Raw genomic sequence first — 13,912 nt, forward strand, 5'->3', positions numbered from 1 at the left:
ACAGAAAAAGACGCAAGCCATATTCTTATGACTCACGCCTTTCTGCATAACTTACTTTTCTATTCTTCTGTTTCTAATTCCAATCTCTGTAAAATATCTCTTACAATACCTGCATCTTCAATCAAATTAATTCCAAAACATTTTTTACCTGCGTCCTTCAAAGACGCACCAACATGATATGCTTTCGTTTTATCAAGAAGTCAATCGGATATTCGCAATCCGCTTTCGCTACTTGCTCATAACCGAATAACTGCTCCGCAGTTTATCAGGAGGGGCTTGTACCCCTCCTGATACAAGTAAGTCCCACCCACTGCTTATTGCTCCTCGCAATTGAAGCAGGGGACTTACTTGATTCGGTTAAAAAACGATCATGAAATGCTCTTGTGTACTTCACATCCAGTTTAGGATACTGTGCATTAAAGTTATCTATATCTGTTTGAGATAATTTTGTCCGTTGCAGTGTATAAACTGTCACCGCCACATTTTCTTTCTTCTTTGACAAAATATTTAATGTTCCTACATCCACATATCCATCTACCAGAACAATTTCCGTTTCTGCCTTCTGAATCAGTCCTATTAGTAAACTGAACGCATCATATATCTGACCATCAAAAAATATCTTTTGATTAGACTCCTCATGATCTGATATGTACTCAAAAATTTGCTCCAGCTTTTCATCTGTCTTTTTCTGATATTCAAGTTGTTTTAACTCAACGTTACTAATCCTTTCAAACAAAAGTGCATTGTTGGCTATAAACCGTCTCATTTCTACGAATGCCAGCATAATACCTATGCTTACATTGATTGCCACCTCACTATGTAATACACTGGCTAGCATTGATATTCCCTGCTCTGTAAATACATACGGTAGCGTACGTCTGCCACCTCGTCCATCCTTTTTTCCTGACTCTTGTATTTTTGAGGTGCCAGATTGGCACTTCAAAGATTCTGCTTCTTCTGTTGTAAGCTGAAAACAAAAATCTTCTGGAAATCGTTTTATGTTTCAGGATCACTTCTTCCCGTTCTCTGGCTGCCTTGTCTACTTCCAGAAGGTGCTTTCCAATAGTGTCCTGCGGAAGCATCACCTGATACAGAGAATTTTTATGATTCTTCAGATAATCTCTGCGTAAGAATCCATATTTGCCAAGTTGCTCCATCTGCTCACCGGATTTATAAGTGAGATTCGGAATCAGGTATCCATTTACCTTTGTATACGTCATAACAGTGGACATTCGCAATCCGCTTCGCTGCTTGCTCATGAACGCAGTCACTTCGTATCCTGCATTCATATTATTAGCACTCTCCATTTCTTATCATTTTTTGACCACAAATTTACGACATTTACGACAGATCTGACTGTTTTTTAACGCTATTATATAACTTCAGATTTTTCTTCCGAATCAGTACGGTGAATCTGTCGAATAATACATCCGATCGATACCGGGACGGTAATAAGGCAGGCTACCGCACCAGATAGCATGACTGCAACATCCTGGAATAGGAACTGGGAATTAAGAATGATCTCCATGGTATATTGCTGTGTCTGAATGTATGAAAATAATAAAATAGTTCCTCCAAGATAGGCAAACAGCAACGTATTTACCGTTGTTCCGATAATCTCTTTTCCAACCTGATAGCCGGAAGCTGTAAGTTCTTTCGCTGTCAGACCGTTTTTATGAGTCCAGACTTCATATACAGAAGATGTTACAGATAATGCTGTATCGATAACAGCCCCAAGAGTACTGAAAACAGTTACAAATATTCCTACATGAAGCATGTTAATATGAAGGTCCGTACTGTAATAATACATAAAATCGTCTTCCGAAATCTGCAGCTCATTTAACCCGTAGCTTCCTGATCTCCATGTAATAATATAAATCGGAATAAACAAAAGTAACATTACCAGCAGTGTAGCCAGAAAAGCCGCCCGCGTCTTTGGATTATTTCCGTTCTGATAAAACAGAGAAATATAACAGACACCTGCACCTGCCACCAATATCAGGAGCAGTACAGGAAAACCGGCAGACATCAGCATAATTGAAAAAAACAAAATTACAATATTCCCCGCCAGTGTCATAATTGACATGGCTCCACGCTCTCCGCCAATCAAGATCACCAGAAAAATTAAAATCAATGCAAGAAAAATGATCATTCTCTGACACCCCTTTTCCGTGATGGTATTTTCATAATCGCTGAAGCAATAAAAACAGATACTGGTATTGCCAGTACAATTCCAATACTTTCTATCAGAAAACGACAGATATCATATGGAATGTGGTATCTCACGATCGTTATAAAGCTTATATCATTATTCATCTTAAGTATGAACATGGGAATCATGCCGCTTGCCAGAACAAACAGCAGTACATTTATCATGGTTCCCATAATATCATATCCGATTTCACGACCGGAATGTATCAGTCTTTTCAGAGAAACCGATGGATTTTTCCGCACGATCTCTCCTACTGCTGCGCTGATCGTCACCGTCACATCCATAATTGCACCAAGTCCTGTCAGCATAATATCTGCCCAGAATATATCTGCTGAATTGCCTGTACTTCCAAGGTATTCCAGATTGGAATAATCCAGATCTCCGTACATATAAATAGAAAATTCAAACAATGCCATGATCAGAAACAGAACACACAGTGTTGAAAGAACTGAGGAAAATGTTTTTCTATGAATTCCATTTAAGCAGATCAATGTAGTCAATGAAAAAAGAACTGCGATGACATTACAGATATTTAAAATATTTTTCCCTTCTGTAAAAGCCTGAAATCCATACGCAAATATGACTGTATTCAGTATCAGTGATATGATCGTGTAAAATCCCTGCTTTCCTGTAATGCAGATCAGAAGAAAAAATAATCCTCCTGCCAGTAATGCCAAATACCCATCCCTTTTTACAGAACGTATCGTTTTTCCGGGGCTTTCCTTTGAACCGCTTAAAAGAACGGTGTCTCCTTTATGATATTTCTTGGTCTGAACCTGAGAAGATGTATATTCATTAGAGACCGTTATTTTTTCCCCTTTATGCGGACCGTTTAATATCCGTGCCGTAATATTCTGAGTATAGTAATATTCTTTTGAGCCCCTGGTTCCTTCTCTGCTCAGAGTCTGTTTTTCTGTTACGGAACATATTTTTGCCAGCGGTGTATGATAAAATCGGGAATTACAGCAGGTAAACAGAACAAAAATAATATATATGCCGGCTAAAAGATATTTTTTGTGAAATATGCAGGATTTCATTAACTTCATTCCCCCTGTAGAAATATTGCAATTGTAAACGCACTGACCGGTTGCTTTTTATCGAAGTAACATTGTACGCTTTTTGAAAGTATCGGTCAATATAAGGTATACAAAAAAACAGCAGCAGAACCGTTTTCACAGTTCTGCTGCCCCCATAATTATTTTAACAAATACCTAACTCCAAAAAAGCCATTATTTACAAAGCGCAGAAAATGCATCTGCAACAAACTGAACCTTGGTTCCGATAATAACCTGTACAGAAGTTTTTCCAGGTTTGATCACGCCTGCAACACCTGCAGATTTGATCACCTTATCATTTACAGCTGTAATATCCTTAACCTCAAGTCTCAGTCTTGTGATGCAGTTATCAATGCTTGTGATGTTCTCTTTTCCGCCACAACCTTCAAGGATTTTTGCGGCAATAGCAGTATAATCATCATTTGCAAGCTCAATATTCTTCTCTGCCTCAAGATCGTCATCGTCTTCTCTTCCCGGAGTCTTCAGATCAAATTTCTTGATGGCAAAAAGGAATACAACATAGAATACGATGAATGCTGCAATTCCAAGAGGAAGGATGAGCCATGTCTTCTGTGCTGCCGGAAGTGAGGATGAGAAAAGTAAATCCATCGCACCAGCGGAGAAGCTGAAGCCTGCACGGAATCCAAGAGCAACTGTGATCATGGTAAAGATACCGTAAAGTAATGCATAGATCACATAGAGGCCAGGAGCAAGGAACATAAATCCAAACTCGAACGGCTCAGTTACACCACAGATAAATGCACAAATTGCTGCAGATGCAACAAGACCGATCGCGATTTTTTTCTTTGCAGGTTTCGCACATTTAACCATTGCAAGTGCTGCACCAGGAATACCAAACATCATACATGGGAAGAATCCGGACATGTACATTCCAAGGCTCCAGGATACATCTGCAGAGGTTTCACCTGCCCAGAAGTGCTGAAGATCACCAAGTCCGATGGTGTCAAACCAGAATACATTGTTCAGTGCGTGATGTAATCCGGTAGGGATCAACAGACGGTTCAGGAATGCATAGATACCTGCACCAACAACATCCATACCTGCGATCGCTTTTCCTAATGCTACAAGTGCACTGAAAAGTAATGGCCATACAAACAGTAATACAACAGATACGATAATGGAAACCACTCCTGCGATGATCGCTACGCAACGCTTGCCGCTGAAGAATGACAGCCAGTCAGGAAGCTTGGTGCTCTTGAATTTGTTATAGCATGTAGATCCGATGATACCGGCAAGGATTCCGATAAAAGGATTCGCAATTTTGTCAAATGCAAGAGTTTTTGTTGCACTGTCAGCGATTGATGGAATGATGGTTGTAACAAATCCTGTAGAAAGAAGTGTTGTGAGCATCAGCCAGGATGCAAGTGCAGCAATTCCGCCGGTTCCGTCATTCTTTTCTGACATACCGACACCAACACCGATAGCAAAAAGGATTGCCATATTGTCGATCAGAGCTCCGCCTGCTTTAACCAGAAACAGACCGATCAGATTGGCTGCGCCATGAATGTCTCCACCCTGCATAGTTGCCGGACATAACCAGTATCCGATACCCATAAGGATACCACAGATCGGCAGTACTGCCACTGGAAGCATTAACGCTTTTCCCAGTTTTTGAAGAAATTTCATATATTTCCCCTCCCTTAAAATAAATATATTTGACCGGATCACTCCGGTTATAACACCCCGAAGATTACTACTATCTCCGGGCTGTTATAAGCCTGTCAGCTGCATGAAGATGATCATGAAAGCTTGAGGACGGCTTCATCCGCCGAAACATCCCCCTCCTTCTGGAGGCTTATCTTTCCGTAATCATCTGTGTTGCAGATCAGAACCGGGATAATTGTATTTAAACCGGCTTTCTCGATTTTGTCCAGATCAGCCTCTATCAGAAGATCACCCTTTTTAACCTTGTCACCTGCTGCAACGTGTGCTTTAAAGGGTTCACCCTTAAGTGTGACTGTATCCAGTCCGATATGTATCAGTATTTCCGCTCCCTGAGTGCTTGTCAGCGTAACTGCATGAAGCGTATCAAATACCATTGCCACTTCACCGTCTGCCGGAGCATATATCCTGCCGTCTGCCGGGATCACTGCAAAACCGTCACCCAGTACCTTATCCGCAAAGACAGGGTCCGGAACCTCTGCAAGGGGAACCACTCTTCCTCTGCAGGGTGCATAAATTAAATTTCCTTTATCTTTTCCTTTAAAAAATTTCAACATATTCTCTTCCTCCCGTTATTTTCCCACTTCCTCCGGTATTGATATCCATGATGTCACTTTGTAAATATGTCTATATATTTTTTATCTGTGCCGGGTTTATATTATATATTTCGTATAATTTTCATTTTTTGTTTTTTAGGCATGTGTATATATTAACCATTATTTTCGGTTTTATCCATATTTTTATCGGTATTTTTCAAAAAAATAAGCTGTAGCACATTAATGCGACAGCTTATGCAAGAATATTCAGTTTACTTCAACAGTTCTTTTTCAATCCTTTCTCTTGCCTCCGGAGCCTGTTTATTCATCTTCTCCGGGAAGCCAAACATGGATACACAGGCAATATTGTCACCGCCCACCTTCGGTGCAAGCTGCAGATATCCTGTCATTTTTTCCTGTATTTCATAAATTGTACAATATATGTAAAGCTTTGTCGGTCGCTTACTGCAAAATTTTGATCCGTTTTGAAATAAGTTTCTTTACATTTATCCCAAAAAACTCCCTCACATATCAGTTTTTTCTGATACATGAGGGAGTTTCTGATTTATGACTGTGATTTATGACTGATCTATGATCTATTTTGCTTTATAACGGTAAACGGTTTTTACTGCTGTGCTGTCTTTACCGGTTGTCCAATCACTTTCGGAGGTTGTGGTCTGAGTCTGGAGTTTTTTGTTCTGGTACTGGTTCATGCGGTACCAGGCCTGGCCTCTGGCTCCGTGGCTTCCGTAGGCGCCGTTACAGGTAGTTCCGCTGGAGCACCATACCCGGCTGCCATTTCCGTTCCAGTTCAGCAGATAATAGGTAATGCTCGGATCATCTCCATCTGCGCCGGAAGCAGCTACGGTTACCTGACTGGCTGCCACACTGTCAAAATGTACATAAGAGCCCGTCTGTGCAAAGTTTACATTCTTTCCGGTATTCGGTCCGCAAAAATGATAGTAATAATAGCCCACCAGCTGTCTGGAAGCAGATGTCTCCAGTGGTCTTACGGACTCATAAACACCACCATCATTGACATAGCTGGAGGTTGTTTTCTGATAGGTGTGTTTATACTGGATCGTATATTTATCGGAAGTGATATTCTTTGGGAGCGTATCCACATAAACCCAGTTTTTAGGTTTCGCCTTGATCTTAAAGGTCTTTGTTACGGTTCCGCTGTAGTTTCCCTTAAACTTCACCGTTACCTTATAAGTGCCAACATTTTTTCTTCCATGGGAATATGACACCTTGTAATTACCGGAACTGATGGTTTTTTTATTCGCACCGGTTACTTTCACTTTCGGTGTTTTTACTTTTCCGTCGTATGTATAGCTTGTGGCAGAAAGCTTTATTGTCTTCGGATAATAGATGGTTTTCTTTCCCGTCACCGCACCGCAGGAGCAAAGATACTGAACATATCCGTTTCTGGATGTAGTTGCTTTCTTTACCTGTTTTTTGTAGCTGTGTTTATGAGCTTTTCCGGTGATCTTAAAGGTTTTTGTAACGGTTCCCGAGTAATTGCCTTTAAACCGAACTGTTACCCGATAAGTTCCAACATATTTTCTTCCGGCAGAATAGGTAACTGTATAGTTGTCTGCACTAATCACCCTGTTGTTGCTGTCTGTAACCTTTACCGCTGGCTTTTTTACTTTTCCATTATAAGTATAGCTTGTTCTGGAAAGCTGTATTTTTTTCGGATAATAGATGATCTGTTTATTCTGTATACTTCCGCAGCTGCACTGCTCCTGTGTATATCCGTTGGCAGTGGTGGTTGCCTTTACTGTTACTCTCTGATAGTTATGTGTATGTGTGACCGGAGCTGCCTGGACAGTGAAATTCACAGAATCCGAAAATGTATATGCATACTGTGCATGATTCACAGATGCCACCGCTACCCTGTAATTCCCCGCCGGCAATGTGCAGGACCAGCTTGTTCCATTCACTCCATACTGAAATTGCGTCGGATTGGATTCTCCTGCTTTATACACATATACATCATAATATCTGGCATAGCTTGTTGCATTCCAGGAAAACGTTGTGGTCTGATTCGCTTTTCCCGGATTCACGCTCACATATGGCTTGCCCGGTACACGAACGCCCGGATAGATAAAGCCAAGCAGCACCTTGTTGGAATCATAAGGGCGCCTTCCTCCGACTGCATTGGTCAGTGTATATCCATATGCAACTCCATGAGAGGATGTCTGATCTTTGTCCGTTCTTCCTCCCTCATCTACCGTAAATCTGTTGTTTCCAAGATTAGCTGTTACATAAGCAACATGTCCGTAATAATCTCCACTCCATACAGCAATAGAACCGGGAACAGGCTCATTTCCTACTGCATAGCCCTGATTGATAGCATTTTGCCACCAGCCTACCGCATTTCCCCATGAAGGCAATGCGATTCCCTGTCTGTCATACACGCACTGCCATGCAAAGCGTGTGCAGGGGATCTCGTATAAGCCATCTCGATCCACATCCTGTGTTGTAGGATAAGGATTACCTGCTGCTGTTACCGTTGCTGCCGGTACCGCACTGAAGGCAGTTACTGCGGACAGCGCAAGGACCATCAATTTTTTCAGAAGCTTCTTTTTCATAGTTTTCTCCTTTCCTGCGGTTTCATCCTTCTTAACAAACAAGTCTGATCTGGCATGTCTGCTACGATGAAAATGTTCTGCATGTTTATTACTCTTGTTTCATATTTTATCTCTGTCCGGCAAATTTATGATACCTTTATTGTGCATACTCTCACGGAAGATGTCAAGGTAAAGAGATCCAGTCAAGTGGATATTCGCATCGGTAATTTTTTTCGGCCACTTACTGCAAAATCAGCCTTTCCTCCCAGCTATCCAGCGTAGCGCTGATAGCTCATCCAACTCCCGAGCAGCCACACTACCCTACCGCCCTGAAAAGCCAGCCCGTGAGGCGTGTGCTGCCTGTCACCGGACTCTGCAGGAGGGGAGCTGATTCTTGGCTGGCGGAAATCTGCGTTGTTTTACAAAAGTCCGTTGTCTGAGCGGCTGCAAGACGCGAGTTCGGACTTTTGTAAAACGCTTTTAGCAGATTCCCGGCAGCCTAGAAGCCAGCCCCCGACGAAGCCCCGGCGGCAGACAGCACACGCCTCACGGGCGTCCCTTTTCACCAAAAAAAGCCGAACCAGCCACATCCCGCAGCCAGTTCAGCTCAACCCATACAACTACAAACTCACTCACCATCAACCCAGGCAAGCAGCTTCCCGGTAAAAACCCTATTAAAGAAATGGATCACCGGTCCCAGCCCAAAAGCCGTCACCAGTGTACCAATACCCACAACACCACCAGTCAGATAACAGATCAGCGCACAAAGCACATCATTAGACATCCTGTGCCAGAAATAAGGAATCTTCGGCCATCTCTCTGTCATAATCAGCGAAAGACTATCATAAGGCGCAACCCCCTCATCCGGCATCTGATACATCGACAGTCCCAGACAGCAGATCACAACACCCACACACAGTGCCACCAAACGTACCGGCAGCGCCACAAGCTCCAATCCAAACACACCAGTATAAATATTATAAAAGAAAGTAGTAATATAAGCCAGACAAACCGCATTCACAACCGTACCGATCCCAAGGAACCTTCTGCCAAAAGCAATCTCAATAATCAGCAACACAATATTTACAATCAGCTGGAAATTACCATACGCCATACCAATCATATCCGCAACCGCCATATTCATTCCACTGAACGGATCCGTTCCAAGCCCGGCAAGCTTGAAAATTCCAATCCCCATACCTGCAAAAACATTTCCGATACACATGATCAGAACATGCTTCCAGTTAATGTTCTTCAAAAAATCCCCCATAAACCTCATACCTCATCCTCTCTGAAAATATTGTCAGGCAGATATCCACGATCCACCTTCACTGCGCAAAATCCATACCAGATAATACCTTAATGAACAGCCTGCTGCAACGCTTATATTCTACCACACCCCCTCACCCCTGTAAAACACAAAAGCCCCAAGAAACAACAAAAAGCAACAAGAAAAGGCATCTAGCAGATCAGACCGGTATAAATCCCCAAACTCCCAATTATATGTCGATTAATTTTTCTAATAAATGCAATTTTTTTTAAAAAACCATTGAAATCCATCAATTCATGTGATACTCTGTGTTACAGTGTTTTTCTACACAGAACGAATGACCGCCACCACCGCACACAAAAAAGGTCCTGGCATCATTCAAAAATAAAAAAACTCAGGAGAGTCTCTTCAAATCAAAAAGGAAGAGCGCCGAAGGTGTACGCAGCACACAAAATGCTGTAAATCTCTCAGGCAAAAGGATGGAGGAAAGAGTAATGTTTACACAAATCAACAACTTTATCACATGGTTTGACGGAGTCGTTTGGGGACTTCCGCTGATCATTCTGATCCTGTTCACAGGAATTCTGTTAACCACTCGGTTAGGTCTTTTACAGGTAAGGCACCTCGGAAAGGCACTGAAATTCATGGTAAAAAATGAAGAAGGCGGCGATGGTGAGGTCACAAGCTTCGGAGCTCTGTGTACTGCACTTTCAGCAACCATCGGAACCGGAAATATCGTAGGTGTCGCAACTGCTATCGCAGCCGGCGGACCAGGAGCACTTTTCTGGATGATCGTAGCCGCATTCTTCGGAATGGCAACCAAATACGCAGAAGGACTTCTGGCGATCAAGTACCGTACCATTGACAAAGAAGGCCACGTTCTCGGCGGACCTTTCTACTACATCGAAAACGGTATGGGAAAACAGTGGAGATGGCTTGCCAAGATCTTCGCATTTTTCGGAGCAGGTGTGGGACTTTTCGGTATCGGAACCTTTACACAGGTAAACGGTATCGCATCTGCAGTTACCAATTTCTTTGACCCGGATAAAGCGCACACAGTAGCACTTTTCGGAAATACATATTCCTGGGCAACTGTAGTCGCATGTCTGATCCTTACCGTATGTGTAGGACTTGTCGTTCTCGGCGGAATCCAGAGAATCGCAAAGGTATCCCAGATCGTTGTACCGTTTATGGCAGTTCTCTATGTTGCACTGGCACTGATCATCGTGATCACAAACATCACCGCAGTACCTGCAGCGATCGTAACTATCGTAAAATCTGCTTTCACAGGAAGTGCACTTGCAGGTGGCGCAATGGGAACCATGGTCGTAGCTATGCAGAAGGGTATCGCCCGCGGTATCTTCTCCAATGAATCCGGTCTTGGTAGTGCCCCGATCGCAGCCGCTGCAGCTCAGACAAAGGAGCCGGTACGTCAGGGTCTTGTATCCATGACAGGTACATTCATTGATACTATCGTTATCTGTACAATGACAGGTCTTTCCATCGTCATTACAGAAACATGGAACACAGGTCTTGAGGGTGTTGCCATCACAACAGCCGCATTCCAGAAAGGACTTCCTTTCCCGCCGGTTGTAGCATCCTTCTCACTGATGCTGTGCCTGGTATTCTTCGCATTCACAACGATCCTTGGATGGGATTACTACGGTGAAAGATGTCTGGAATACCTGTTCAACAGAAACAAAGCCGCAGTTACAACATACCGCTGGCTGTACATCATCTGCGTATTCATTGGACCATATATGACTGTAGCAGCTGTATGGAACATCGCAGATATCTTCAATGCCCTGATGGCATTCCCGAACCTGATCGCTCTTCTTGCCCTGAGCGGTGTGGTTGTAAAGGAAACTAAGGATTTCTTCAAAAGACATAAAAATTACGAATTCTGATCCCTAATATCGTAATCAAATGTAAACACACGCAAACCCATGATGATCCCCTAATATCATATAAAAAAAGACGCGAACCTTTTTATCCTCCGATAAAAGGCCGCGTCTTTTTTATTTAAAAGCTTTCTATGCCAGCGTCAGGATCTCCATCTGCTGTGTCAGATCCGCTGCATCCAGAATCTCTCCATTTCGGATATCTTTCTTATCAAGCCGGACACACATTTCCTCTCCATCTGTCATATGGAAAAAATTATCCTCCAGAGTAACATCCGCATCAGTAAATCCAATAGCTGTAAACGGGCTGAAGCAGCTGCTTTTTAAATGGATCACAAATGCATCACCTTGCTCCTCCACCTCGACAGTGATCTCCGGTTTATCCAGCTCCAGATATTTATACGGAACAAGGGTCTCCACATCACGGAGCACACTTCCGTCAGCAAGTGTCACTTCCGCCTCAAGAAAGATCTCATACTTCTTGTCCTCCCATCCGGAAACATCCACCGCCAGGATCGGAGCGGACTCCTGCACACCCACAGTGCCCGTTCCGGTAAGTTTCTCAAGAATCTCGCATTCCATATTTTTCACATAAAAGGCAACCTGATATGACTGTGCGTCCATACTTTCATTTGCCAGATACACCTGCATGATATCCCCATCCATGCACATACTCACCGCCTGTGGCCCATAGAATTTTTTTGCCATATAATGAAGTGCCTTCCAACGGCCAAAGTAGTCGATACTTGCCCAGGATGCCACCGGCCAGTTGTCATTGATCTGCCAGTAAAGGGTACCCATACAGCGGCCTCTGTGACGTCTCCAGTGGTCTACTCCATACTTCATGGCCATTCCCTGAAGGATCTGGCTCACATAGAGAAGCTTGCGGAAATTCTCCGGATAACGGAAATTCTCGGAAAGATAATACAGGATCTTTCCGTTAGCTGCAGGATTTTTCTGGTGGTTCTCCATCACCCTGGAAAAAATATTCCTGTCTTTCTCTTCCGTAAAGCTCTCCACAGTTTTCAGGCACGGAAAAGACTGGAAGCCAAACTCCGAGCAAAAACGAAAATAATGCTTCTGATAATCTGTAAAAGGCTTCTGACCATGCCATACATCCCAGTAGTGACAGTCTCCTCTGTTCTCATCGTCCGGATCATCAAAGCAGCCTCCGGAGCTTGGGGAAGACTGCCAGAAAAAGGTCTCGCTGTCTGCCGCCCTCACTGCTTTCGGAACTATGTACTCAAACATTTTTATGTAGTCCGCACGGAGATATTTCGACTCACTCTGTACCTCCGGCCAGTGATCCCAGGCAGACTCCATCTCATTGTTTCCGCACCACAGGCCAAGGGATGCATGATGACGGAGACGTTTTACATTTTCCGTGATCTCCTTCGTGATATTTTCTTCAAATTCTTCTGTAAGATCATAAACATTACATGCGAACATCAGATCCTGCCATACGATCAGTCCCATTTCATCACAAAGATCATAGAAATGATCCGAAGGATAATAACCGCCGCCCCACACACGGACACAGTTAAAATTGGCACGTTTGCAGGATTCCAGAAGATACTTCTGGACCTCCGGTGTGATCCTGGAATAGATGCAGTCCTCCGGAATATAATTTCCCCCCATGGCAAAAATTTTCACGCCATTGACACAGAACGCGAACTCTTTTCCCCAGAGATCTTTTTCCTGGCTGATGGTAAGCGTACGGAGACCGATGCGCTTCGTTATGGTTTCCAGAACTGTGCCATACTCGTCCAGAAGTTCCACCTGAACTTTATATAACGGCTGATCGCCGTAGCCGTTTGGCCACCAGAGCTTCGGGTTGTGGATCGAGGATGTCAGCACTGCTGGATTATTATTCGCTGATACAGTCTCCCCCACTTTGCATACATGGGCTTCCGTTTTTCGGTCGTTAGCACCTGTTCTATGTCCACAGACGCTCTCTGCATCCTCCTGGATCGTCACCCTCACCTGACACTTATCCACAGCATCTCCGCTTACAGCCACAGTTGTACACACATCCACAGCATTATCCCCCTGCACCTGTGTGATCTTCACATCCTCAATTCTCGGATGACTGTATGCTTCCAGATAAATATCCCGAAAAATCCCGGCATCAATGGTCTGGGGGCCCCAGTCCCATCCAAACATACAATGAGCCTTCCGGATCAGCTGGTTTCCTTTCATTCCACCGCAGGGAACATAGTGGATCTCTTTATTATCTTCATACTCATAAGCTTCGATATACTTGAATACCGACCGGAATACGATCCGGATCTGATTCTCCCCGGAATGAAGAAATTCTTTCACATCCAGCTTCCAGGTACGATGCATGTTATCTGCAGATCCGGCTTTTTGCCCATTGATATAAATATCTGCAAGAGTATCCAGCCCCTCACAGACCAATATTATTTTTTCTTCTTTCAGGATATCCTCTGCAGCCACAAATGTTCTGCTAAATTCATAATCCTTCCGGAACAGTTCCCTTGTCACATCCTCATTTGTCCGGTAAAAAGGATCTTCGATCTTCCCGGCACCATAGAGCCCGGAAAGCACAGATCCCGGAACCTGTACCTCACATAATCTGTCATTTCCTGCTTCTGCCAGCTCCCACTGGCCATTTAACATTATTTTCCTCATAAAATATATTTTCTCCTGTAAAAATCC

The 13,912-nt window shown here is 43.4% G+C and carries 9 protein-coding genes, 3 pseudogenes and 1 riboswitch; of the genes and pseudogenes, 1 reads left to right on the forward strand and 11 read right to left on the reverse strand.

Translation table 11 applies throughout. The features are described 5' to 3' along the window. Positions 1-59: 59 nt before the first annotated feature. From CCC70_RS16705 to CCC70_RS08235, 10 genes and pseudogenes are all read right to left on the reverse strand, one after another. Positions 60-200 (reverse strand): annotated as a pseudogene (locus CCC70_RS16705) (ORF6N domain-containing protein); the annotation flags it as partial. A 65-nt stretch (positions 201-265) separates the two neighbouring features. Continuing rightward, complete coding sequence (locus CCC70_RS08190; protein WP_442859723.1) at positions 266-1,000, reverse strand: ORF6N domain-containing protein; 735 nt, start codon at positions 998-1,000, stop codon at positions 266-268. Between the two features lies 1 nt (position 1,001). Further along, positions 1,002-1,220: pseudogene (locus tag CCC70_RS16535) on the reverse strand (TnpV protein); the annotation flags it as partial. A 152-nt stretch (positions 1,221-1,372) separates the two neighbouring features. After that, positions 1,373-2,152: a YibE/F family protein gene (locus CCC70_RS08205; protein WP_118626255.1), complete on the reverse strand. Its 780-nt coding sequence runs from the start codon at positions 2,150-2,152 to the stop codon at positions 1,373-1,375. Continuing rightward, positions 2,149-3,249 (reverse strand): YibE/F family protein, encoded by a 1,101-nt coding sequence (locus CCC70_RS08210; RefSeq protein WP_173738174.1) that lies wholly within the window; start codon positions 3,247-3,249, stop codon positions 2,149-2,151. The genes CCC70_RS08205 and CCC70_RS08210 overlap by 4 nt, the downstream gene beginning before the upstream one ends. Before the next feature lie 192 nt (positions 3,250-3,441). Next, complete coding sequence (locus CCC70_RS08215) at positions 3,442-4,914, reverse strand: PTS transporter subunit EIIC (RefSeq protein ID WP_287084619.1); 1,473 nt, start codon at positions 4,912-4,914, stop codon at positions 3,442-3,444. 113 nt (positions 4,915-5,027) lie between these two features. Continuing rightward, a complete protein-coding gene (locus CCC70_RS08220; protein WP_118626249.1) occupies positions 5,028-5,507 on the reverse strand; it encodes a PTS sugar transporter subunit IIA in 480 nt (159 codons plus the stop codon). Between the two features lie 251 nt (positions 5,508-5,758). Then, positions 5,759-5,875 (reverse strand): annotated as a pseudogene (locus CCC70_RS08225) (sugar phosphate isomerase/epimerase); the annotation flags it as partial. A gap of 207 nt (positions 5,876-6,082) precedes the next feature. Further along, positions 6,083-8,083 (reverse strand): CHAP domain-containing protein, encoded by a 2,001-nt coding sequence (locus tag CCC70_RS08230; protein WP_287084620.1) that lies wholly within the window; start codon positions 8,081-8,083, stop codon positions 6,083-6,085. A gap of 607 nt (positions 8,084-8,690) precedes the next feature. Continuing rightward, positions 8,691-9,332, reverse strand: a complete 642-nt coding sequence (locus CCC70_RS08235; protein ID WP_015526420.1) for a YczE/YyaS/YitT family protein — start codon at positions 9,330-9,332, stop codon at positions 8,691-8,693. Between the two features lie 385 nt (positions 9,333-9,717). Then, positions 9,718-9,825, forward strand: a riboswitch (glycine riboswitch). 1 nt (position 9,826) lies between these two features. Between CCC70_RS08235 and CCC70_RS08240 the strand changes: the two genes are divergently transcribed. Continuing rightward, positions 9,827-11,239, forward strand: a complete 1,413-nt coding sequence (locus tag CCC70_RS08240) for an alanine/glycine:cation symporter family protein (RefSeq protein WP_287084622.1) — start codon at positions 9,827-9,829, stop codon at positions 11,237-11,239. Positions 11,240-11,365: 126 nt separating this feature from the next. Here CCC70_RS08240 and CCC70_RS08245 read toward each other — a convergent pair whose 3' ends face one another. Continuing rightward, positions 11,366-13,885 (reverse strand): beta-mannosidase, encoded by a 2,520-nt coding sequence (locus CCC70_RS08245; RefSeq protein WP_287084623.1) that lies wholly within the window; start codon positions 13,883-13,885, stop codon positions 11,366-11,368. Between the last annotated feature and the right edge of the window lie 27 nt (positions 13,886-13,912).

This window comes from Blautia sp. LMAG:89, from assembly GCF_008679485.1.
GTDB classification, from domain to species: domain Bacteria; phylum Bacillota; class Clostridia; order Lachnospirales; family Lachnospiraceae; genus Blautia_A; species Blautia_A fusiformis.

Coding starts and splice junctions, on each gene's coding strand:
- CCC70_RS08245 (WP_287084623.1), bottom strand. CDS start 13,885: ATGAGGAAAATAATGTTAAATGGCCAGTGGGAGCTGGCAGAAGCAGGA.
- CCC70_RS08205 (WP_118626255.1), bottom strand. CDS start 2,152: ATGATCATTTTTCTTGCATTGATTTTAATTTTTCTGGTGATCTTGATT.
- CCC70_RS08215 (WP_287084619.1), bottom strand. CDS start 4,914: ATGAAATTTCTTCAAAAACTGGGAAAAGCGTTAATGCTTCCAGTGGCA.
- CCC70_RS08220 (WP_118626249.1), bottom strand. CDS start 5,507: ATGTTGAAATTTTTTAAAGGAAAAGATAAAGGAAATTTAATTTATGCA.
- CCC70_RS08240 (WP_287084622.1), top strand. CDS start 9,827: ATGTTTACACAAATCAACAACTTTATCACATGGTTTGACGGAGTCGTT.
- CCC70_RS08230 (WP_287084620.1), bottom strand. CDS start 8,083: ATGAAAAAGAAGCTTCTGAAAAAATTGATGGTCCTTGCGCTGTCCGCA.
- CCC70_RS08210 (WP_173738174.1), bottom strand. CDS start 3,249: ATGAAATCCTGCATATTTCACAAAAAATATCTTTTAGCCGGCATATAT.
- CCC70_RS08235 (WP_015526420.1), bottom strand. CDS start 9,332: ATGGGGGATTTTTTGAAGAACATTAACTGGAAGCATGTTCTGATCATG.